Source organism: Solidesulfovibrio carbinolicus (assembly GCF_004135975.1).
GTDB lineage: Bacteria > Desulfobacterota > Desulfovibrionia > Desulfovibrionales > Desulfovibrionaceae > Solidesulfovibrio > Solidesulfovibrio carbinolicus.
Genome location: NZ_CP026538.1, coordinates 177,123 through 197,808 on the forward strand (window position 1 = coordinate 177,123; position 20,686 = coordinate 197,808).

Annotated in this window: 13 protein-coding genes; 11 read left to right on the forward strand and 2 right to left on the reverse strand. The window is 67.0% G+C overall.

Annotation, left to right across the window (positions count from 1 at the left end):
* The first annotated feature begins 280 nt into the window (after positions 1–280).
* The 11 genes from C3Y92_RS00800 (at position 281) to C3Y92_RS00850 (ending at position 15,990) form a co-directional block, all read left to right on the forward strand.
* Positions 281–1,423 carry an iron-containing alcohol dehydrogenase gene (locus C3Y92_RS00800; RefSeq protein ID WP_129348572.1) on the forward strand — a complete coding sequence of 381 codons (1,143 nt, stop codon included), beginning with the start codon at positions 281–283 and terminating at the stop codon, positions 1,421–1,423.
* Positions 1,423–2,637: a two-component system sensor histidine kinase NtrB gene (locus C3Y92_RS00805; protein ID WP_129348574.1), complete on the forward strand. Its 1,215-nt coding sequence runs from the start codon at positions 1,423–1,425 to the stop codon at positions 2,635–2,637. The genes C3Y92_RS00800 and C3Y92_RS00805 overlap by 1 nt, the downstream gene beginning before the upstream one ends.
* On the forward strand, positions 2,634–3,962 hold the full coding sequence (locus tag C3Y92_RS00810) for a sigma-54-dependent transcriptional regulator (protein ID WP_012749820.1): 1,329 nt from the start codon (positions 2,634–2,636) through the stop codon (positions 3,960–3,962). The genes C3Y92_RS00805 and C3Y92_RS00810 overlap by 4 nt, the downstream gene beginning before the upstream one ends.
* A gap of 99 nt (positions 3,963–4,061) precedes the next feature.
* Positions 4,062–6,143, forward strand: a complete 2,082-nt coding sequence (locus tag C3Y92_RS00815; RefSeq protein ID WP_129348576.1) for a diguanylate cyclase domain-containing protein — start codon at positions 4,062–4,064, stop codon at positions 6,141–6,143.
* A 408-nt stretch (positions 6,144–6,551) separates the two neighbouring features.
* Complete coding sequence (locus C3Y92_RS00820) at positions 6,552–6,992, forward strand: cytochrome c family protein (RefSeq protein WP_235669721.1); 441 nt, start codon at positions 6,552–6,554, stop codon at positions 6,990–6,992.
* 52 nt (positions 6,993–7,044) lie between these two features.
* Positions 7,045–8,880 carry a methyl-accepting chemotaxis protein gene (locus C3Y92_RS00825; RefSeq protein WP_129348580.1) on the forward strand — a complete coding sequence of 612 codons (1,836 nt, stop codon included), beginning with the start codon at positions 7,045–7,047 and terminating at the stop codon, positions 8,878–8,880.
* A 664-nt stretch (positions 8,881–9,544) separates the two neighbouring features.
* On the forward strand, positions 9,545–10,060 hold the full coding sequence (hndA, locus tag C3Y92_RS00830; RefSeq protein WP_043574505.1) for an NADP-reducing hydrogenase subunit HndA: 516 nt from the start codon (positions 9,545–9,547) through the stop codon (positions 10,058–10,060).
* Positions 10,061–10,097: 37 nt separating this feature from the next.
* Positions 10,098–10,478 carry a (2Fe-2S) ferredoxin domain-containing protein gene (locus tag C3Y92_RS00835; protein WP_012749826.1) on the forward strand — a complete coding sequence of 127 codons (381 nt, stop codon included), beginning with the start codon at positions 10,098–10,100 and terminating at the stop codon, positions 10,476–10,478.
* 19 nt (positions 10,479–10,497) lie between these two features.
* On the forward strand, positions 10,498–11,970 hold the full coding sequence (locus C3Y92_RS00840) for an NADH-ubiquinone oxidoreductase-F iron-sulfur binding region domain-containing protein (protein ID WP_129348582.1): 1,473 nt from the start codon (positions 10,498–10,500) through the stop codon (positions 11,968–11,970).
* Between the two features lie 18 nt (positions 11,971–11,988).
* Entirely contained in the window at positions 11,989–13,746 is a 1,758-nt protein-coding gene (locus C3Y92_RS00845; protein WP_129348584.1) for an NADH-dependent [FeFe] hydrogenase, group A6, read from the forward strand.
* 762 nt (positions 13,747–14,508) lie between these two features.
* The gene (locus C3Y92_RS00850; protein WP_129348586.1) at positions 14,509–15,990 is read left to right on the forward strand and encodes an aspartate ammonia-lyase; all 1,482 of its coding nucleotides are present in this window, start codon (positions 14,509–14,511) and stop codon (positions 15,988–15,990) included.
* A gap of 72 nt (positions 15,991–16,062) precedes the next feature.
* Here C3Y92_RS00850 and C3Y92_RS00855 read toward each other — a convergent pair whose 3' ends face one another.
* Positions 16,063–19,323: an efflux RND transporter permease subunit gene (locus C3Y92_RS00855; protein WP_129348588.1), complete on the reverse strand. Its 3,261-nt coding sequence runs from the start codon at positions 19,321–19,323 to the stop codon at positions 16,063–16,065.
* The gene (locus C3Y92_RS00860; protein WP_129348590.1) at positions 19,320–20,519 is read right to left on the reverse strand and encodes an efflux RND transporter periplasmic adaptor subunit; all 1,200 of its coding nucleotides are present in this window, start codon (positions 20,517–20,519) and stop codon (positions 19,320–19,322) included. The genes C3Y92_RS00855 and C3Y92_RS00860 overlap by 4 nt, the downstream gene beginning before the upstream one ends.
* Positions 20,520–20,686: the final 167 nt, after the last annotated feature.

Below are 20,686 nucleotides of genomic sequence, written 5' to 3' on the forward strand. Positions count from 1 at the left end.
AGTTGTGAAGCTACCCCAAAAACGAAACACTCCTTGGGTCACTTGGGTCAAAAAGCTCCACAGCCCCAGCGAGCGAGACAAAATTCGCCCGCAATGCCGTAGCCTTCCCCTCGGCTTGACCTTTTGCCGGGCGGCGGGCTACTTTCAAAAACGATATCCTGAAAGCGCCAGGGCTTCCCCAGGCGCGGCCGGCCGGCATGCGGCCCAGGGCCGCGCGGCGGGCCGGCGGTTTCGGCCCGCGTCGCGCGCGGCCGCCCCCGGGCGCGCGCCAAGGAGCCTCATGCGGATCAGCAAGTTCGCCATTCCCGAAATCATCTTCGGCCGGGGCAGCATCGTCCATCTGGCTTCCTGCGCCAAACGCGTGGGCGCGCGCCGCGTGCTCTTCGTCAGCGACAGCGGCCTGGCCAAGGCCGGCTGGGTTGACCGCATCCAGGAAATCCTGCGCGACAACGGCCTGGAGTGGGTCTACTTCGATGCCGTCAACTCCAACCCCCGCGACCACCAGATTCACGAAGGGGCCGACATCTACGTGCGCGAGCGGGCCGACGTCATCATCGCCGTGGGCGGCGGCAGCCCCATGGACGCGGCCAAGGGCATCGGCACCATCGTCGGCAACGGCGGCAGCATCAGCGACTACGAAGGGGCCAACCGCATCATGCGGCCCCTGCCGCCCATGATCTTCCTGCCCACCACCGCCGGCTCAAGCTCGGACATCTCCCAGTTTTGCATCATCACCGACGTGGCCCGACAGGTGAAGATGTCCATCATCAGCCGGTCGCTGGTGCCCAACGTCTCCATCATCGATCCGCTGGTCCTCTTGACCAAGAGCGAGGAACTCATCATTTCCTCGGCCGTGGACGCCTTTGCCCATGCCGTGGAATCCTATCTGTCGCTTCTGTCCTCGCCCTTCACCGAGCACCAGGCCTTAAAAGCCATCCGGCTCATCGCCCGCAACATCCGCCCGGCCCTGGAGAGCCGCTCCATCGAGGCCCTGGAAAATTTAAGCATCGCCTCCACCTGCGCCGGCATGTCCTTTTCCAACGCCGGCCTGGGCATCGGCCACTCCCTGGCCCACAGCCTGGGCGGCATGTTCGACGTGCTCCACGGTCTGGTCCACCCGATCCTCTTGCCGCCGGTCATGCGCTTCAACTTGGCTGTGAGCGTGGACAAGCTCGCCAACATCGGCCGCATCCTGTGCGGACCGCGCATGTGTTCCAACGAGTATCTGGCCCAGGCCGGCATCGCCTGGCTGGAACACTTTTTCGCCGATCTGCGCGTGCCCGTGCGGCTGCGCGACATCCTGCCCGACAGCAACTGCCTGGAAACCATCGCCAAAGCGGCGGTCAACGACGCCTGCACCCTGACCAATCCCCGCCCGGTCAGCTGGGAATCGCTGCTTGGCGTGTGCCAGGAGGCTTGGTGATGCCCGGGAAGGGGCCTTCCCTGGAAGACCTCATCGGCATCGAGCACAGCAAGCTGGGGTTTTTCCAGGAGCTGCGCCAGACCATCGAGGCGCTCAAGGACGCCAACGCCCAGTCGGCCCAGCGACGCCGGGAGATCGCCGCCATTCTCGACGGCATCACCGACATCATGATGGTGCTCACAAGTGACCTGCGCATCCTCTCGGTCAACCACGTCTTTCGCCAGACCTTCCCCGACGTGCCCCGGCCAGAGGGCATGTTCTGCCACCAGATCTTTCGCGGCGAGGACGCGCCCTGCCCCGGCTGCCCGGCCAGCGCCTCGTTTGCCGCCGGCGACATCTGCCGCGAGACGGCCATCTTCAAGATCGGCGGCCGAAACGCCCAGTTCGAGATGGTGGCCTCGCCCATCAATCGTCCCGACGCCCCGGAACGCCACATCCTGGTCTTCAAGCGCGACGTCAGCCGGGAAAAGGAATACCAGGCCAAGTTCTACCAGGCCGAGAAGATGGCCACCATCGGCATGCTGGCCACGGGCGTGGCCCATGAGGTCAACAATCCGCTCACCGCCATCTTCGGCTTTGCCGAGGGCCTGCGCCGCCGCCTGCCGGCGCTCAAGGAAAAGGTCGATCCCCGGGTCATGGAGGATGTGGAGGACTATGTCGCCACCATCTTGCGCGAATGCCGGCGTTGTCAGGACATCGTCACCACGCTGTTGACGTTTAGTCGCCAAAAGACCGTCAGCTTCTCGGCCGTGAGCTTAAACGCCGTGGTCAACGACACCCTCAAGCTCCTGCGCAGCCACCTCAAGCAGCGCAACCAGGCGAAAATCACCGTGCGGGTGGATTTGAGCGAAAACCTGCCCATGGTCCACGGCGACGAACATCAAATCAAGCAGGTCATGCTCAATTTGCTCGTCAACGCCATGGACGCCATCACCGGACCGGGCCGCATCGTCATCACCACCTACCAGTCGTCCAAGGGGGCGGTGTGCCTGTCCGTGGAAGATTCCGGCTGCGGCGTGCCGCCGGAGAACGTGGACAAGCTCTTCGAACCCTTTTTCACCACCAAGCGTTCCGGCAAGGGCATCGGCATCGGGCTTTCCACCTGCATGTCCATCGTGAAAAAACACCAGGGCGACATCACCCTGAAGAGCACCCCCGGCCAGGGGGCGATCTTCACCGTGAGCCTGCCCGTCAACCCGGAAAAGACCACGTGACCAGCCCTTACTCCGTACTCGTGGTGGACGACGAACCGTCCATCGGCAAGCTGCTCAAAAAAGAGTTGTCCACGCCCTCGCGTCTGGTGTCCACGGCCGAGACCGCCCACCAGGCCCGGGAGGCGCTGCGGCGCAACACCTACGAAGTGGCCGTGCTCGACCTGCGCCTGCCCGACGCCGACGGCCTCGACGTGCTTGTGGAGCTGCGCCAGCACTCCCCGGACATCGAAGTCATCATCATCACCGGCCACGGCAACATCGACAGCGCCGTGGAGGCCATGAAGCTCGGGGCCTACGACTACATCACCAAACCGTTTAATCTCGAAGAACTCGAACTGGTGGTGGAGCGGGCCTACCAGCGGGCCTGCCTGCGTTTTGAAAACCGCCAGCTGCGCCATGCCCAGAAACAGGCCCAGCCCCAGCAGATCGTCGGCAACTCGGCCCCGGTCAAGCAGATCCGGTTTTTGATCGACAAGGTGGCCCCAACCGACGTGCCCGTGCTCATTACCGGCGAATCCGGGGCCGGCAAGGAAGTGGCGGCCACGGCCATCCAGGCCCGCAGCAAACGGGCCGAGAAACCCTACGTCATCAAGAACTGCGCCACCCTGCAAAAGGAACTGGCCCGCTCGGAACTCTTCGGCTACGTCAAGGGGTCGTTCACCGGGGCCACCGAGAACCGCGAAGGGCTTATGACCTTCGCCAACAAGGGCACGCTGTTTCTCGACGAGATCGGTGAGCTGCCCCTGGAGGTCCAGGCCTCGCTGCTGCGCACACTCGAGAACAAGACCTACCGCCGCGTGGGCGACAAGGACGAGCGCACGGCCGACATCCGCCTTATCTTCGCCACCAACCGCAACCTGGCCAAGGAAGTGGAGGCCGGGCGGTTCCACGAGGCGCTGTATCACCGCATCAACGTCTTTAACATCGAGCTGCCGCCCCTTCGCGAACGCAAGGAAGACATCCCGCTTTTGGTGGAATATTTCCTCGGCCGCATCGAAGGCGGCGGGGCGTATCGCGTCTCGGACAAGGCCATGGGGTGTCTCATCAACTACCACTGGCCGGGCAACATCCGCGAGCTGCGCAACGTCATCGAGCGCGGGGTGATCCTGTCCGAAGCCGGGGTCATCACCGAAAACGCCTTGCCCCGGGAGTTGTCGGTCAAGGCCGAGGGCGAAAGCGATTTTCTGTCCCTTGACGCCGTCGAACGGGAGCATATCGCCAAGGTGCTGGCCTGCTTCGGCAACAATCGGACCCTGGCCGCCACGGCGTTGGGCATTTCTCGAAAGACGCTCTATCGCAAGATCCGAGAATATAATATCATGTAGGCGAGCGAACCCCTGTAAAGGCATCTGGCCGAGGCAACCGTCGCCGCCGCTTGCGCAAGCGGCCAACCTCTCTCCAAGCCGTACCCGAGAGTTGCCGCCATGATCTCGAGCATTGACGTCGTCACGCTGGCCATCTGCCTGGGGATTGTCAATCTCCTGCAGTTCGTCGCTTTTTTCATCCAGTACCGCATCGACCCGGCCCGGCCGGGGCCGGGGTGCTGGACCGTGGCCAGCGCCCTGGGCTGCGTCGGATTGGTCGTCAATTTCCTGCGCGACTTCCCCAGCATCCAAACCGCGTCCGTCGTCGCCTACAATCTGTCCCTTATCGGCGGGCAACTCCTTGTCTACGTCGGCATCCTACGCTTCCTTGGGCGCAGGGAGCGACGCGGCCCCCTTTGGGTCCTGGCCGGCCTGGCCGCCGCCGCCGCCCTGACCTTCACCACCGTCCACGACGACATCGTCGCCCGCCGCGTCTGCGGCTCGGTCCTCTACGCCTTGCTCTGCTTCGCCTCCAGCCGGGCTCTGCTGCGGTACAACACCCCGGACATCGCCGTCGGCGCGCGCGCCGTGGCCGCCCTTTTTACGGCAAACGGCCTGGCCCTGGCCGCCCTGGCCGCCGTCCCCGCCCTGCCCCCCCTGGGACTTCCGCAGCTTTCGCCCCCTCTGCCCATGACCCTGACCTTTCTCGTTCTCCTGGTGGCCGGCCCCCTCGGCAGCATCGGGCTCATCGTTCTTGGCAACCAGAAGCTCGCCGCCGAAAACCGGAAAAGCCATGAACGCGTGCGGACCTCCAAGCTGTTCTTGCAATCGGTCCTGGACAGCCTCACCGCCCACATCGCGCTCATCGACGCCGACGGCGGCATCCTTCTGGTCAACAGGGCCTGGCGCGACTTCGCCCGGCAAAACGGCCTGGACCCGGCACTGGTCAGCGAAGGGACCAACTACCTCTGCGCCTGCGACAACGCCGCCTGCCGCAACGCCCCCGAGGCCGACTCCTTTGCCAACGGCATCCGCAAGGTTCTGGCCGGCGAACTGCAACAATTCGCCATGGAATATCCCTGCCACGCCCCCCACGAACGGCGCTGGTTCGTGGGCCGGGTCACGCCTTTTCCCGGCGACGGCCCGTCCCGGGTGGTGGTGGCCCACGAGGACATCACCGCCCGAAAGCTCATGGAAATCGCCCTGGCCGAGTCCAACCGCAAGCTCGAAGCCTTAAGCGCCACCGATCCGCTCACCGGCATCGCCAACCGCCGCCGTTTCGATGAGGCCCTGGCCGGCGAATACGCCCGCCATGCCCGCACCGGCGCGCCCCTGTCCCTGGTCATGCTCGACATCGACCATTTCAAAAAGTTCAACGACGCCTACGGCCACGCCCAGGGCGACGCCTGCCTGGCCGCCGTGGCCCGGGCCATGGCCGGCTGTCTCCACCGGCCGGGCGACCTGGCCGCCCGCTACGGCGGCGAAGAATTCATCTGCCTGCTGCCCGACACCAGCTCCCAGGGCGCCCGGGCCGTGGCCGAAACCATCCGCGAGGCCGTGGCCGCCCTGGCCATCCCCCACGCCCATTCCTCGGCCGCGGCCGTGGTCACCGTCAGCATCGGCGCCCTGACCGCCGCCTGTCCCCCCGACGCCGACCCCGGCGACCTCTTCAGGCAGGTCGATGCCCTGCTGTATAAAGCCAAGGACCACGGCCGCAACCGGGTTGAAGCCGGGGGCGATGGCCCGCCGGCCCAAAGCGGCGGCCCGGAGAAAGGCATTGTCCGCCTTTTTTGGGATGAAGCCTTTGAAAGCGGCAACCCGGCCATCGACCGCCAGCACCAGCTGCTTATCGCTAAGGGCAACGATCTGCTGCTGCTGCTGACCACCCAAGCTGCTGACTGCGAAACCCTGGCCGCCGCCGTGGACGACGCCTTCTTCCATGTCGCCGAGCACTTCCGCGACGAGGAACGCCTGCTGCGCGAAGCCGGCTTTGCCGGCCTGGACGAACACGCCGCCGAACACGAGCGCCTGTTGCAACAAGGGCTGGCTCTGGCCCGGGAGTGCAAAGAGGGCGTCTCCCCGGCCGACGCCATCATCCGCTTCATCGTCCACGATCTGGTCATGGTGCACATGCTGGCCGCTGACGTGCTTTATCACGCCTGCTTTGCGGATCCGGCCGGGCCTTGCTCCGCCCGGGATTGAGTAAAAACGCGCCGCCCCTGGCGCATCCTGTCCCAGCCCTGGCCGAGGCCTGGTTGCCTTCCTGCCGGGCGCAGTCTTTTCCCGTCTAAAAGTTCCAGTAATAACGATTGGTTGAGGCAACATTTCCCGGGCGGCCTTGGTCTCCCTGGGCTGCCGTTTCTCTCGCCTGTCCGGTATGCAACTTGCTGTAGGTCACGAAAGCACTTTCACGGCGTGTGACCGGTTTCGGTTGGGGCGACGGCGGTTAGCGGCCGGGCCAGCCGGTTTGCCGGCGACGCGCGGCGTTTGGCACGAGCGGGTCGGGGCCATGATCCGGCGTTTTCCGGGTCGAAAAGCCCCAGCCCTGCGCCTGGCTCAGGCAAGGAGTCCGTAATGGGAAGGGCAATGTCGCGTTCGCGCCTCCCGGCCATGCTGGTCGTCCTGGCGCTGCTCGCCGCCTGGGAGCCGTCGGCTTGGGCCGAAGCCCCGCGCTACGTTGGTTCGGCCGTATGCGCCGGCTGCCATCCCGGCCAGTACGAACGCTACCGGCAGTATTCCAAAAAGGCCCATTCCTCCCGGGGCGTCAAGCTCATGGCCAAGGGGCTGACGCCCGAGGAACTGGCCTCCTGCTACGGCTGCCACACCACCGGTTACGGCAAACCCGGGGGATTCACCGACTTTGCCGCCACCCCGGAGCTGGCCGACGCCGGCTGTGAAGTCTGCCACGGCCCGGGCGCGGAGCATGTCGCCACCAGCGACCCGGCCGCCATCAAGGGCAAGCTCACCGTGGCCGACTGCGCCCCCTGCCACGACGATCCCCGAGTGCGCTCCTTTGGCTACAAGCCCCTGCTCCAGGCCGGAGCCCACTGACGCCGCCACCTTATGAATCGCGCCCGTCCAGTCGGCGCGCCGGAGAACCGCCATGCGCCGCCCCGTTCGCTCCATTCGCGTCAAGGCCCTGGCCCTGGTCAGCCTCATCGCCGCCCTGGCGCTGGGCGGGCTTTTTTGGGCCAACGCCGCTTGGCAGCGCCAGACCGCGCTTGAGCGCATCCGCCAGGCCGGGGCGGCCGAGGCCGAACTGGTGCGGCTTATTGTCGATGAACCCATGCGCGTGGGCGACAACGCCGCCACCACCGCCCAGTTCGCCAAGATCGCCTCGGGCGGCTCGCGCCTGTCCGTGGCCCTGGCCGACTTCCGAGGCCAGGTCACTTACGCCACCGACGCCGCCAGCCTGCGCCGGCCGCTCACCGAGGCCATGCCCGGCCCGGCCCTGGCCGGCCTGCTCCGGGCGGCCCTGGAGCAGGGCCGCGACGGCGACGGCCTGGAAACGGCCGGCGGCCGCACCGGCTACGCCACGGTGCGGGCCGTGACCAACGCCGCCGAGTGCCACCATTGCCACGGCGCTTCCCGGGCCGTCCTGGGGGCGCTGGTCACCGTGGCCGACGTCAGCCCCGACATGGCCGCCCTGGCCGACAACCAGCTGCGCACGGGCTTTTTGTCCCTGGCCGGACTGGCCGGATTGGTGGCCGGGCTGCTCTTTTTCATGAAGCGCGCCATCATCGACCGCCTGGCCTTCCTGGCCGGGGTGAGCCAGCAAATCGCCGGTGGCGACATGGAGGCCTGCCGGGCCGTGGCCGACCGCAACGCCCGACGTCGGTCCAGAAACGCCGCCGACGAGATCACCGTCCTTGGCGAATCCCTGTGCGACCTGGTGGACAATCTGCGAGCCAAGATCGCCGAGGCCGACGACAAGACCCGGGAAGCCGCCTGTCAGGCCGACCGGGCCGGAGTCTGCCTGGCCGAGGCCGAGGCCGCCCGGGAAGCGGCGGCCAGCGCCCGGCGCGAAGGCTCCACGGCGGCGGCCCGGACCCTGGAGGCCGTGGTGGACCATTTAAGCGAAGCTTCGGTGGCCTTGGCCGAGGCCGTGGCCCGGGCCGATTCCGGCGCGCGCACCCAGAAAGACGCGGCCCAGGAGACCTGCGCCGCCATCGGCGTCATGCAGAGCGTGGCCGCCGAGGCCGTGGCCACGGCCGGCAAGGCCGCCGCCGTTTCGGGCCAGGCCCGGGACCGGGCCGGCCTTGGGGCTGAGGCCGTGCGGGAGCTCTCCGCCTGCATCGAGGGCCTGCGCGCCCTGGCCGAGACCCTGCGCCGGGACATCCTGGCCCTGGGGCGGGAGGCCGAGGGCATCGGGGCGATCATCACGGTCATTTCCGACATCGCCGACCAGACCAACCTGCTGGCCCTTAATGCCGCCATTGAAGCGGCCCGGGCCGGCGACGCCGGGCGGGGCTTCGCCGTGGTGGCCGATGAGGTGCGCAAGCTGGCCGAAAAGACCATGACCGCCACCAAGGACGTGGAGCGGGCCGTCACCGGCATCCAGGCCGGGGCCAGGGACCATGTGGGCAGCGTGCAAAAGGCCGTGGCCGCCATTGGCGCGGCTTCGGAGCTGGCCGGCCGGTCTGGCGAGGCGCTTTCCGGGATCGTGGAGCTGGTGGCCGACGCCACGCATCAGGTGAAAGCCATTGCCGACTCCTGCGAGGAGCAGTCGGGCATCATCGACGAGATCGGCCGGGCCCTGGAAGGGATCAGCGCCATCTCCCAAGAAACGGCCGAGGCCATGGCCACGGCCGACGCGGCGGTAAGCCGTCTGTCCGACCAGGCCGAGCGCCTCACGCGCCTGACCGACGACATGCTGGCCGAGGAAACCCCGGCCGCGTCAGCCGTCCCGGGAACCTGCTCCGGCCGCGACCTCGGCTGACCGCCCCCGCCGTCGCCCACGGCTTCTTGACCCTTTCTCCCCGACGGGGTTTCCAAGGGGCTTAGCCCCTTTGGGCCGCCGCAAGGCTCTCTCCTTCTTGCCCGCGGGCCGGCCATCCAGACCGCCACGGCGGAAAGGGGGGTGCACTCCCTTTTAAAACGTGCTACGCTTGTCCCAATCTCCCAAAGAGCGGCCCAAAGTCGAGTGGGCCAGCAGCAGGCGTGCAGGGGTGGCATTTTGACCCATTTTTCGCCGAAGGCTAGCGCACTTTGTCTTTCCGGACGTAACAGTCTGGTTTGTTTGATTTTTGATATTTTTTACAACGTCTGTCTCCTTTTCCCTCCTCTTCCGGTTCCCCCAAGGCTTCCCACCTGCGGCAGCCACTCGATCAGGGTTTTTCCCCAAGACACTGAAATTTCATCGTTTTCCAAAGTGGCCTGCTTTTTGCTCAGTAGAGGCCGACTGCGCGTGCAGCCGACCTTCGCGGGGGGACGCCCCAGGAGCATGGCCGGCTGTCGCAAACCCCCTTAATTTGTGAAAATAATCACAAATTAAGGCAACGAAACACAAGGGGGCCGCCCCGGCTGCCGGCCGACGTCCCGGCGCCGCATGCAGGCCCACAGGCACTCGACCCGCAAAACCCGTTAAGGAGAGGTGCTCGCGTATGCAAACTTCAACATGTCAGGCGATTGGCGAATGCCGGATGCCGGAGCACGCCGTGTTGCCCCAGCCGCTCTACCGGGAAGTCGTCCAGTTCATTGACGCGCTGCCCCAGAAAGAGGGCCATCTCGTCACCGTGCTGCACAAGGCCCAGAGCGTGTTTGGCTATCTGCCCATCGAAGTGCAGCAGTTCGTGGCCGACCACATGGAAGTGCCCCTGGCCCAGGTCTACGGCGTGGTGAGCTTTTACACCTTCTTCACCATGGTGCCCAAGGGCAAGCATCCCATTTCCATCTGCATGGGCACGGCCTGCTTCGTGAAGGGGGCCGACAAGGTGGTCCACGCCTTCAAGGAACAGCTCAAGATCGACATCGGCGACGTCACCCCGGACGGCAAGTTCTCCATCGACACCCTGCGTTGCGTCGGCGGCTGCGCCCTGGCCCCCATCGTCATGGTCGGCGAGAAGGTCTACGGCAACGTCACTCCGGGACAGGTGAAAAAGATCCTGGCCGACTTCTAGCCCCGATCCTCACCCACACACGCAAGGAGCGCCCCATATGAGCACCATCGCCAGTCTCGACGCCCTGCGGGCCCGGCGCGAGGACATCCTCGCCCGCCAAAAGGCGCGCAACGGCAAGATCGTCATCAACGTTTCCCTGGCCACCTGCTCCATCGCCGCCGGCGGCAAGGTCGCCCTGGAGGCCATGCAGGACGAAGTCGCCTTAAACGGCATCGCCAACGTCGAATTCATGCAGTCCGGCTGCATGACCTTCTGCTACGCCGAACCCACCGTGGAGATCACCCTGCCGGGCAAGGCCCCGGTGGTTTTTGGCGGCGTGGACGAGGCCAAGGCCCGCGAACTCGTCACCGAGTACGTCATGAAGGGCGAACCGGTGGAAGGCATCATTCCCGTGACCTACGAACGCGTGGTCCTTTAAGACGCCAGGAGACGCAGACATGGCAGCCACAACCGACATCAAGCAGCTTCGGATAGCCACCCGCAACTGCGGTTTCATCGATCCCGAGAGCCTCGACGACTACATTGCCGTGCGCGGCTACGAGGCCCTGGCCAAGGCCCTGACCATGACCCCGGCCGAAGTCGTGGAAATCATCAAAGTCGCCGGCCTGCGCGGCCGCGGCGGCGGCGGCTTCCCCACCGGCGTCAAATGGGGCATCGCCCTGTCCAACGCGGCCGACCAGAAATACATCGTGTGCAACGCCGACGAAGGCGACCCGGGCGCTTTCATGGACCGCGCCGTGCTGGAAGGCGACCCCCATTCCGTGGTCGAGGCCATGGCCATTGGCGGCTACGCCATCGGGGCCACCCTGGGCGCGGTCTACATCCGGGCCGAGTATCCCCTGGCCATCAAGCGCCTGCGCAAGGCCATCGACGACGCCCGGGCCATGGGGCTTTTAGGCAAGAACATCTTCGGTTCGGGCTTTGATTTCGACATCGAGATCAAGTACGGGGCCGGCGCCTTCGTGTGCGGCGAAGAAACCGCGCTGATCAAATCCATGGAAGGCCATCGCGGCGAACCGGTGAGCAAGCCGCCCTTCCCGGCCCAGTCCGGGTATTGGGCCAAGCCCACCATCGTCAACAACGTCGAAACCTTCGCCAACGTCCCGGCCATCATCATCAAGGGCGCGGACTGGTTCGCCGGGATCGGCACCGCCACCTCCAAGGGCACCAAGGTGTTCGCCCTGGCCGGCAAGATCGTCAACGTGGGCCTTATCGAAGTGCCCATGGGCACCACCCTGCGCGAAGTCATCTTCGACATCGGCGGCGGCTGCCCGGACGGCAAGGAGTTCAAGGCCGTCCAGACCGGCGGCCCGTCCGGCGGCGCCCTGGCCAACAAGGACCTCGACGTGGCCATTGACTACGAGTCGCTTATTGCCCGCAAGTCCATGATGGGCTCCGGCGGCATGGTGGTCATGGACGAGGACGACTGCATGGTCTCGGTGGCCAAGTTCTTCCTCGACTTCACCATGGACGAGACCTGCGGCAAGTGCACGCCGTGTCGCATCGGCTCCAAGCGCCTCTACGAGATCCTCGACAAGATCACCAAGGGCCACGGCACCAAGGCCGACCTGGCCCGGCTCAAGTCGCTGTCGGACAGCATCAAGGACACCGCTCTGTGCGGCCTGGGCCAGACCATGCCCAACCCGATCCTGTCCACCATGGACACCTTCGGGCACGAATACGAGGCCCACGTCACCCAGAAGAAGTGTCCGGCCCACGTCTGTACGGCCATGCTGACCTACACCATCAATCCGGCCAAGTGCACCGGCTGTACGCTGTGCACCAAGGTCTGCCCGGTGGAGTGCATCTCCGGCACGAAGAAGCAGCCCCACGTCATCGACGCCTCCAAGTGCATCAAGTGCGGGGCCTGCTACGACAAGTGCAAGTTCGACTCCATCATCAAGATGTAAGGATCAAGGAGGCCCCACATGTCCATGCTGACAGTGCATATAGACGGCAAGACCACCACCATCCCGGCCGGCGGCACCATCCTGGACGCCGCCCGCAAACTGGATATCGACATCCCGACCCTGTGCTACCTCAATCTTGAGGATCTCAAGGTCAACAACAAGGCCGCCTCCTGCCGCATCTGCGTGGTGGAGGTCGAGGGCCGGCGCAACCTGGCCCCGGCCTGCGCCACCCCGGCCACCGACGGCATGGTGGTCAAGTCCAACACCCTGCGCGTCCTTAACGCCCGCAAGACCGTGCTGGAGCTGCTGCTCTCCGACCACCCCAAGGACTGCCTGGTGTGCGCCAAATCCGGCGAATGCGAGCTGCAGGACCTGGCCGAGAAGTTCGGCATCCGCGAGTCGCCCTATGACGGCGGCGAAATGTCCCACTACCGCAAGGACGTCTCGCCCTCCATCATCCGCGACATGGACAAGTGCATCATGTGCCGCCGCTGCGAGACCATGTGCAACGACGTCCAGACCTGCGGCGTGCTGTCGGGCGTCAACCGCGGCTTCACCGCCGTGGTCGCCCCGGCCTTCGAGATGAACCTGGCCGACACCGTGTGCACCAACTGCGGCCAGTGCGTGGCCGTGTGCCCCGTCGGGGCGCTTGTGGAAAACGACAACAGCTGGGACGTCGTCGACGCCCTGGCCGACCCGGACAAGGTGGTCATCGTCCAGACCGCTCCGGCCGTGCGCGCCGCCCTGGGCGAAGACCTGGGCATCGCCCCGGGTACCTCGGTCACCGGCAAGATGGCCGCCGCCCTGCGCCGCCTGGGCTTTGACCACATCTTCGACACCGACTTCGCCGCCGACCTGACCATCATGGAGGAAGGCTCGGAGTTCCTCGACCGCCTGACCCGTTACTTAAACGGCGACCAGACGGCCAAGCTGCCCATCCTGACCTCCTGCTGCCCCGGTTGGGTCAAGTTCTTCGAGCACAACTTCCAGGACATGCTCGACGTGCCTTCGACCGCCAAGTCGCCCCAGCAGATGTTCGGGGCCATCGCCAAGACCTACTACGCCGACATGCTGGGCATTCCCCGCGACAAGCTGGTCGTGGTCTCGGTCATGCCCTGCCTGGCCAAGAAGTACGAACGCGCCCGGCCGGAGTTCTCCGTGGACGGCAACCCGGACGTGGACATCGTCATCTCCACCCGTGAGCTGGCCCGGCTGATCAAGCGCATGAACATCGACTTCGCCAGCCTGCCTGACGAAGACTTCGACGCGCCCCTGGGCGAGTCCACCGGCGCGGCCCCGATATTTGGCGTCACCGGCGGCGTCATAGAGGCCGCCCTGCGCACCGCCTACGAGCTGGCCACCGGCGAAACCCTCCAGAAGGTGGACTTCGAGGACGTGCGCGGCATGGACGGCGTCAAGGTGGCCACGGTCCAGGTCGGCCCCCACGAGCTGCGCATCGGCATCGCTCATGGCCTGGGCAACGCCCGCAAGCTCCTTAACCGGGTACGCGAAGGCGAAACCTTCCACGCCATCGAGGTCATGGCCTGCCCGGGCGGCTGCATCGGCGGCGGCGGACAGCCCTACCACCACGGCGACATCGAGCTGCTCAAGCTGCGCACCAAGGTGCTCTATGCCGAAGACGCCGGCAAGCCGCTGCGCAAGTCGCACCAGAACCCGTACATCATCGAGCTGTACGAAAAGTTCCTGGGCAAGCCGCTGTCCGAGAAGTCGCACCACCTGCTGCACACCCACTACTTCAAGCGCCAGCGCCTGTAGTAGGGGAGTAAAGAGAAAGACGAAGACTGGAGAGGCGCTGCCTCTCCAGACCTCTCCGCCGGGGGGGATGATCCCCCCGGCCCCCCTCGAAAGGGGGGTGATTGTTCCTTGATGATTGCCGCTGCCCTGGTTGGCCCGCGACGGTAAACAAACACCTCCAGCCGTCGCGGGCTGCCGGGGACTTCGGAAAAATTTCGCTTCCTGGCGGGAGCCGGGCGGAACCTGCCAGTTCCGCGTTCCAGCCGGTCCGCGGCGGCGAGTCCGCCGCGGACCGCCAGGGAGTCCGGCGAGGCGGCACGTCTCGCCACTCGTTCTTTGTATTCCAAGCTTCCCGCGCCCGCACCTCGCCGCCCCGCTTGTGGCTCCCCCGCCCGCCACAGACGGCTAGGGGGTCCGGGGGGATTATCCCCCCGGCGGGTCACGGGCAGCGCCCGTGCGGGTCACGGGCAGCGCCCGTGCGGGTCACGGGCAGCGCCCGTGCGGGTCACGGGCAGCGCCCGTGCGGGTCCGGGCAGCGCCCGTGCGGGTCACGGGCAGCGCCCGTGCGGGTCACGGGCAGCGCCCGTGCGGGTCCGGGCAGCGCCCGGCGGGTCCGGGCAGCGCCCGGCGGGTCCGGGCAGCGCCCGGCGGGTGCAGGGCAGCGCCAGCCCTGGATGATCTTTAACAGGATTCGTGTTACCCAAGCCGCCGCAGCGGGGGTCGCCAACCGGATGGTCCGGGGATCGGCCTGCCGCACTGGTTGCCTTTCGGGGAGCGTGCTCCATGCGACAGGACACTGATGCCCTTGGAGCGACGGCGCTCCCCGAGGGCAGCCTTTACGGCGTGCATACGGCCCGGGCCGTGGCCAATTTTCCGGTTTCGGGCCAGGTCGTGGCCCCGGAGCTGCTCATCGCCTATGCCTGGGTCAAGGCGGCCTGCGCCCTGGCCAATCAGGATGGCGGCCATCTCGACGCGCCGCGAACCGCGGCCATCGTGGCCGCCTGCCGCGAAATCGCCGCCGGGCGGCATGCCGAGCAATTTCCTGTCGATGCCTTGCAGGGCGGGGCCGGCACCTCCACCAACATGAACGTCAACGAGGTCGTGGCCAACCGCGCCTTGCAGCTCATGGGCCGCCAGCCTGGCGACTCCGAATTTCTCTCGCCCTTGGGGCACGTCAATCTGCACCAGTCCACCAACGACACGTATCCGACAGCGCTTCGGGTGGCGGCGCTCACGCTGCTCAAAGACCTGGAGACGGCCGCCTCGCGCCTGCAGGACGCCTTGCAGGCCAAGGAAACGGCCTTTGCCCACATCGTGAAGGTGGGCCGCACCGAACTCATGGACGCCGTGCCCATGACCCTTGGCATGACCTTTGGCGCGTTCGCCGAGGCCGTGGCCCGGGACCGGTGGCGCATCTTCAAATGCCGCGAGCGCATCAAGCAGGTGCCGCTTGGCGGCACGGCCGTGGGCACGGGCCTGGGCGCGCCGCGCGCGTTTATCTTCAAGGCGGCCGAACACCTGCGCCATCTGACGGGGCTGCCGGTGTCGCGGGCGGAAAACCTCGTGGACGCCACGGCCAACGCCGACTGTTTCGTCGAGGTTTCAGGCATCTTGTCGGCGTTTGCCGCCAATCTGCTGAAAATCGCCTCGGACCTGCGGCTTCTGGCCAGCGGCCCGCATACGGGCCTGGGCGAAATCCGCCTGCCGGCCTTGCAGGCCGGGTCGTCCATCATGCCCGGCAAGGTCAATCCGGTCATCCCGGAGTGCGTGGGCCAGGCGGCGCTGACGGTCATGGGCAACCATCAGACCGTGACCCTGGTCGCCGGCCTGGGGCAGCTCGAAATCAACCAATATCTGCCGCTTCTGGCCCATAAGCTTCTGGAATCCATCCGCCTGCTGCGCGACGCCTCGACTCTTTTCGCCGACAAATGCGTGGCCGGCATCGATGCCGACGAGACGCGCTGCCGGGAGCTGGTGGAAAAAAGCCAGGCCCTGGCCACGGTGCTGGTGCCGGCGCTGGGCTACGAGACCGTGGCCCGGCTCATGGATGAAGCCCGTGCCGCCGGCCGCTCCCTGGCCGCCCACCTCGACGCCGTGGGTCTGCTGCCCCAGGCCGAGGCGGCCGAGTTGTTGCTGCCAAAACGGATGCGGAAATTGGGGTTTGAGGAAGAAGATTATGAATGCCTCCGGCGGCCGGGGGCCGACCGCCACCCCGGCCCCCCGAATGGGGAAGGGGTTAAAGGGGGGAGCCGGTGTTATTTATGAAGGGCGCGATGCGCGCATGTGAAGGCGGCCGGAACTGGGGGCCCGGCCGCCTTTGTCGTTTGGTGGGTGGAATCAGCCGGTCGTCCGGGCTTCGCCGCGCCGGGCGTCGAGGTAATACAGCACCGGCACCACCATGCGCGAGAATATGGTGGCCGCCACCTCGCCGGCCATAAGCGAAATGGCCAGCCCCTGGAAGATGGGGTCGAACAGGATCACGAAGGCCCCGCCGACCACGCTGACGGCCGTCAAAAGCATGGGCCGAAACCGCACCGCCCCGGCCTCCTCCACGGCCTTGGCCAGGGGAATGCCCTCGGCTCGGCGCATCTCGATAAAATCCACCAGGATAATCGAGTTGCGCACAACAATTCCCGCCCCGGCGATGAACCCGATCATGGACGTGGCCGTGAAAAAGGCCCCGGCCATGGCGTGGGCCGGCACGATGCCGATCAGCGACAGCGGAATGGGGGCCATGATCGCGATGGGCACGGTGTAGGAACCGAACCAGCCCACGGTCAGCAGATAAATAAGCCCCATGACCACGGCAAAGGCCAGGCCCATGTCGCGGAACACTTCGTAGGTGATCTGCCATTCGCCGTCCCATTTGAGGCTCAAATCAAACGTCTGGTCGGGCGTGCCGTTCCACAGGATGGGCAGGGTCTGCTGTCCGGCCGCGTTCCAGGCCCCCTTGCCCGCCGCCCCCAGGGAAGCCAGGGAATCGTTTATCCGGTTGATGGCGTAGATCGGGCTTTCCTCGCGCCCGGCCACGTCGGCTGTGACGTAGACCACGGGCAGCAGATTTTTGTGATAGAGCCGGCTGGGCTGGGTGACGGTCTCAATGGAAGCGATCTGGGCCAGGGACACGAGCCTGCCGCCGTCGCCGGCCACGGCCACGGCCTCAAGGCTGGCCGCGTCGGGCCGGAAGGCGGCTGGCAGCCGCACCACGATGGGCGCGTCCTCCCGGGCGGCGGCGTCGTGGAGCAGCCCGGCCACCGTGCCGTCAAAGGCGGCGGCCACGTCAGCCAAGGCCCGGGCCGGGTCGATGCCGGCGGCCAGGGCCTTGTCGCGCTCGATGCGGATGACGCGCTCGGGGCGCGGGTCGTCCACGTACCAGTCCACGTCCACCACGTCGGGGGTGGCCAGCATGACGTCGCGCACCTGGGTCGCCAGGGCCAGACGCGAGGCGTCGGTTGGGCCGTAGAGTTCGGCCACCAGCGTCTGCAGCACCGGCGGCCCGGGCGGGGCCTCGGCCACCTTGATGCGCGCCCCGTGTCGGGCGGCGATGGGGGTGAGCGTCTCGCGCACGGCCTTGGCGATGGCGTGGCTTTGGAGCTTGCGCTCGCCCTTGGGCAGGAGGTTCACGGCGATCTCGGCTTCGTTCTGGCCGCTTCGCAGGTAGTAGTGCCGGATAAGGCCGTTAAAGGTCATGGGCGCGGCCGTGCCGGCGTAGATGACGGCGTCGGTGGCTTCGGGCCGGGTGAGCGCCGCCCCGGCCAACTCCCGGGCCACGGCGGCGGTGCGCTCCAGGGTCGTGCCGCGCGGCATGTCCAGGACAACGGAAAATTCGCTTTTGTTGTCAAAGGGCAGCATCTTGACCAGCACGGCCTTGGCCGGAAACAGCGCGCAGGCCCCGAGAAACAGCGCCCCGACCAGGGCAAGAAACCCCCAGCGCCAGACCGGGCGGGTCAGCAGCCGGTCCATGAGCCAGAGATACAGCCTCGTGCCGACGTCATCGGGAATTTCGGCGTGGGCGGCCGGCTCGGGCGTAAGCGTCCGCTTGGCCGTCCAGGGGGTGATGAGAAAGGCCACCACCATGGACAGCAGCATGGCCACCGACGCGCCAATCGGCATGGGCCGCATGTAGGGGCCCATGAGGCCGCCCACGTAGGCCATGGGCGCGATGGCGGCGATGACCGTGAAAGTGGCCAGGACGAGCGGCGCGCGCACTTCGCTGACGGCATCGACAATGATGTCGGACAGCCGCCGCCCCTTGGCGTCAGGCAGCCCCAGGCGGCGCACGATGTTTTCCACGTCCACGATGGGGTCATCGACCAGGATGCCGATGCAGAATATCAGCGCAAACAGCGTCACGCGGTTGAGGGTGTAGCCCATGAGCCAGTAGGTGGCCAGCGTGACGGCCAGGGTCACGGGCACGGCCACCATGACCACCAGGCTGGCCCGAAGCCCGAGAAACAGCGCCACCACCCCGCCCACGGTGACGGCGGCCAGGACAAGGTGTTCGAGCAGCTCGTCCACCTTGTGCCGGGCCGTGGCCCCGAGGTTGCGGGTGACGGTGGTTTCCAGGTCGGCCGGCAGCACGTAGCCGCGAAGGCCTTCGATGCGTGATAGCGCCGCATCAGCGATGCGCGAGGCGTTTTCGCCCAGGCGCTTGGCTACGGAGAGCGTCACGGCCGGATGGGCCTCGCCGGGCCGGGGCGCTTCCCGGCCGGGAGCCGTCTCCATGGCCGGGCCGGGCACGAAAAAGACGTAGTCGTCCGGGTCGTCGGCTCCGTCGCGCACGGCGGCCACATCGGCCAGATAGACCGGCCGGCCGTCGCGCACGGCCACCACGGCCCGCTCCAGTTCCTTTTGGCTGCGAAAGAAATTGTCCAGCCGCACGGCCACGGCCGCGCCGGCCTCGTAGGTTTCGCCCACGGCCCGGGCGGTGTTCTGCCGGCCCAGGGCGTCCAGCACATCGGCCATGTCCAGACCCCGGGCGCGCAGCCGGTCGGGGTCGGGCTCCACCATGACCGCCCGCTTGCGCCCGCCGGCCACGACCGTTTCGCCCACGCCCGGGATGCGGCGCACCTCGTCGTTGACGGCGTTGGCCATGGCCCGCAGCTGGCGGCCGTCGTAGGGGCCGCCCCAGAAGGTGACGGCCAGCACCGGCACGTCGTCGATGGAGCGCGGCTTCAATATGGGCCGCTCGCAGCCCGGGGGAATCCAGTCCAAGTGCTGGTAGAGCCGGGCATAGGCGGAAACCACGCTGCGTTCCACGTCGGAGCCGACCTTGAAACGCACGACGGTGAGCGCCTCGCCGTCGCCGGCCGTGGAATAGAGGTACTCCACGCCCGGGATTTCCCAGAGAATGCGCTCCATGGGCGCGATGACCCGGTTCTCCATCTCCTTGGGCGTGGCCCCGGGCATGGACACGTGGACGTCGATCATGGGCACGACGATCTGCGGTTCCTCTTCGCTGGGCGTGGCCCAGACGGCCAGGACGCCGGCGCACAGGGCGGCGACGATGATCAACGGCGCGAGCTTGGCATCGACGAAATGGGCCGTCAGCCGGTGCAGCCAGTCGCCGTGGCGGCCCGGATGTTCCTGCCCGCTCACTGGCCGGCTCCGGAGGCCAGCCGGTCGCCGTCGCGCAGGGTCGCCCCGGCCGGGCAGGCCACCCGGTCGCCGTCGGCCAGACCGCTTATGATCTCCACGAACCGGTCGTCGCCGGCCTGGCCCTCGAAGGCTTCGGAATCGGTCAGATAGGTGGCTCCGGCAAAGGCCACGGCGGCGAAGCTGCCGCCGGTCTTGACCACGCGCAGGCCTAGCGTCCCGTCCGGCCCGGCCACGGCGGCCATGGGCAGGTCGCCGCGAAGGCTCAGGCAGGAAGCCGGCAGCAGGAGTTTTTGGGCGGTGCGGGCCGGCACGTAGACTCGGCCGAACATGCCGGCCCGGGGCGGGCCGGCGGCGTCGGGCACGGCCTCGGGCAGGGCGCACTTGATCTTGAACGACCGGCTGGCCGGGTCGATGCGGCCGACCACGGCGGCCACGGTGACGGGGAACGGTTTTGGGGCCAGCCCCGGCACGGCGGCCAGGATGGTCTGGCCCTGGCGCAGGGCCGGGAGCAAGGTTTCGTCCACCTGGGCGGCCAGATCGAAACGGCCGGTGGTGGCGTCGAGCAGGGCCAGGGGCGCGCCGGCGGCCACGAAGGCCCCCTTGTCGACGTAGCGCCGGGCCAGGATGCCCTCGAAGGGGGCGGTAACCGTGGCATAACCGCGAAGCACGGCCAGTTCGGAAAGCCTGGAGGCCACGGCTTGTTCCTTGGCCCCGGCGGCCTCGCTCTGGCGGGCCAGGGCGTCGGCCTCGGCCCGGGCCTTGTCGTAGTCCTCCTGGCTCACGGCCTTCTGGCCGAGCAGCCGGCCCATGCGCTCCATGGTGGTCCGGGCCAGGGCGGCCCGTGCGGCCAGGGCTTCCTTTTCGCGCCGGGCCTGGTCACGTTCGGCGAAAAGCGCCTGTTCCTGGCCGGCCAGCTCGCGCTCGTCCAGGCGCAGGATGGGCGCGCCGGCCGTGAGCTTCTGGCCTTCCTCGGCCATGACGGCCACCACGGTGCCGGTGGCCTTGCTGGACAGGGTGACGCTTTGTTCGGATTCCACCTGGGCCGGAAACGAGCGGCATTCCACCGCGTCGGCCCGGGCGGCGACGCGAACAGGCACGTCGACCGTGCGGCCTTCGGCCTTTCTGGGCGGTTTTTCGCCGGAACACCCGACCAGAACGGCGGCCATGACGCAGGAAAGGACAAGCAAATTTCGCATGATCCAGTGCATTGCATCGCCTGGAACGCTTGTCAACGGCGGTTTTTGGTTTTGCCGATGTATTGCCGCGTCCTGCTGCGAGGCGTTTCATAGCAAGGCCATGGGAAATACAAATACAGCGTCGCTGCTCCCATGCCCCGCGTTCCTTCGTCCCCTTCCACCCCTCC

Bases quoted from the DNA above. Each gene is read 5' to 3' on its own strand.
- C3Y92_RS00815 (WP_129348576.1), top strand. From the start codon at position 4,062: ATGATCTCGAGCATTGACGTCGTCACGCTGGCCATCTGCCTGGGGATT.
- C3Y92_RS00845 (WP_129348584.1), top strand. From the start codon at position 11,989: ATGTCCATGCTGACAGTGCATATAGACGGCAAGACCACCACCATCCCG.
- C3Y92_RS00800 (WP_129348572.1), top strand. From the start codon at position 281: ATGCGGATCAGCAAGTTCGCCATTCCCGAAATCATCTTCGGCCGGGGC.
- C3Y92_RS00850 (WP_129348586.1), top strand. From the start codon at position 14,509: ATGCGACAGGACACTGATGCCCTTGGAGCGACGGCGCTCCCCGAGGGC.
- C3Y92_RS00805 (WP_129348574.1), top strand. From the start codon at position 1,423: ATGCCCGGGAAGGGGCCTTCCCTGGAAGACCTCATCGGCATCGAGCAC.
- C3Y92_RS00840 (WP_129348582.1), top strand. From the start codon at position 10,498: ATGGCAGCCACAACCGACATCAAGCAGCTTCGGATAGCCACCCGCAAC.
- hndA (WP_043574505.1), top strand. From the start codon at position 9,545: ATGCAAACTTCAACATGTCAGGCGATTGGCGAATGCCGGATGCCGGAG.
- C3Y92_RS00835 (WP_012749826.1), top strand. From the start codon at position 10,098: ATGAGCACCATCGCCAGTCTCGACGCCCTGCGGGCCCGGCGCGAGGAC.
- C3Y92_RS00825 (WP_129348580.1), top strand. From the start codon at position 7,045: ATGCGCCGCCCCGTTCGCTCCATTCGCGTCAAGGCCCTGGCCCTGGTC.
- C3Y92_RS00860 (WP_129348590.1), bottom strand. From the start codon at position 20,519: ATGCGAAATTTGCTTGTCCTTTCCTGCGTCATGGCCGCCGTTCTGGTC.
- C3Y92_RS00820 (WP_235669721.1), top strand. From the start codon at position 6,552: ATGCTGGTCGTCCTGGCGCTGCTCGCCGCCTGGGAGCCGTCGGCTTGG.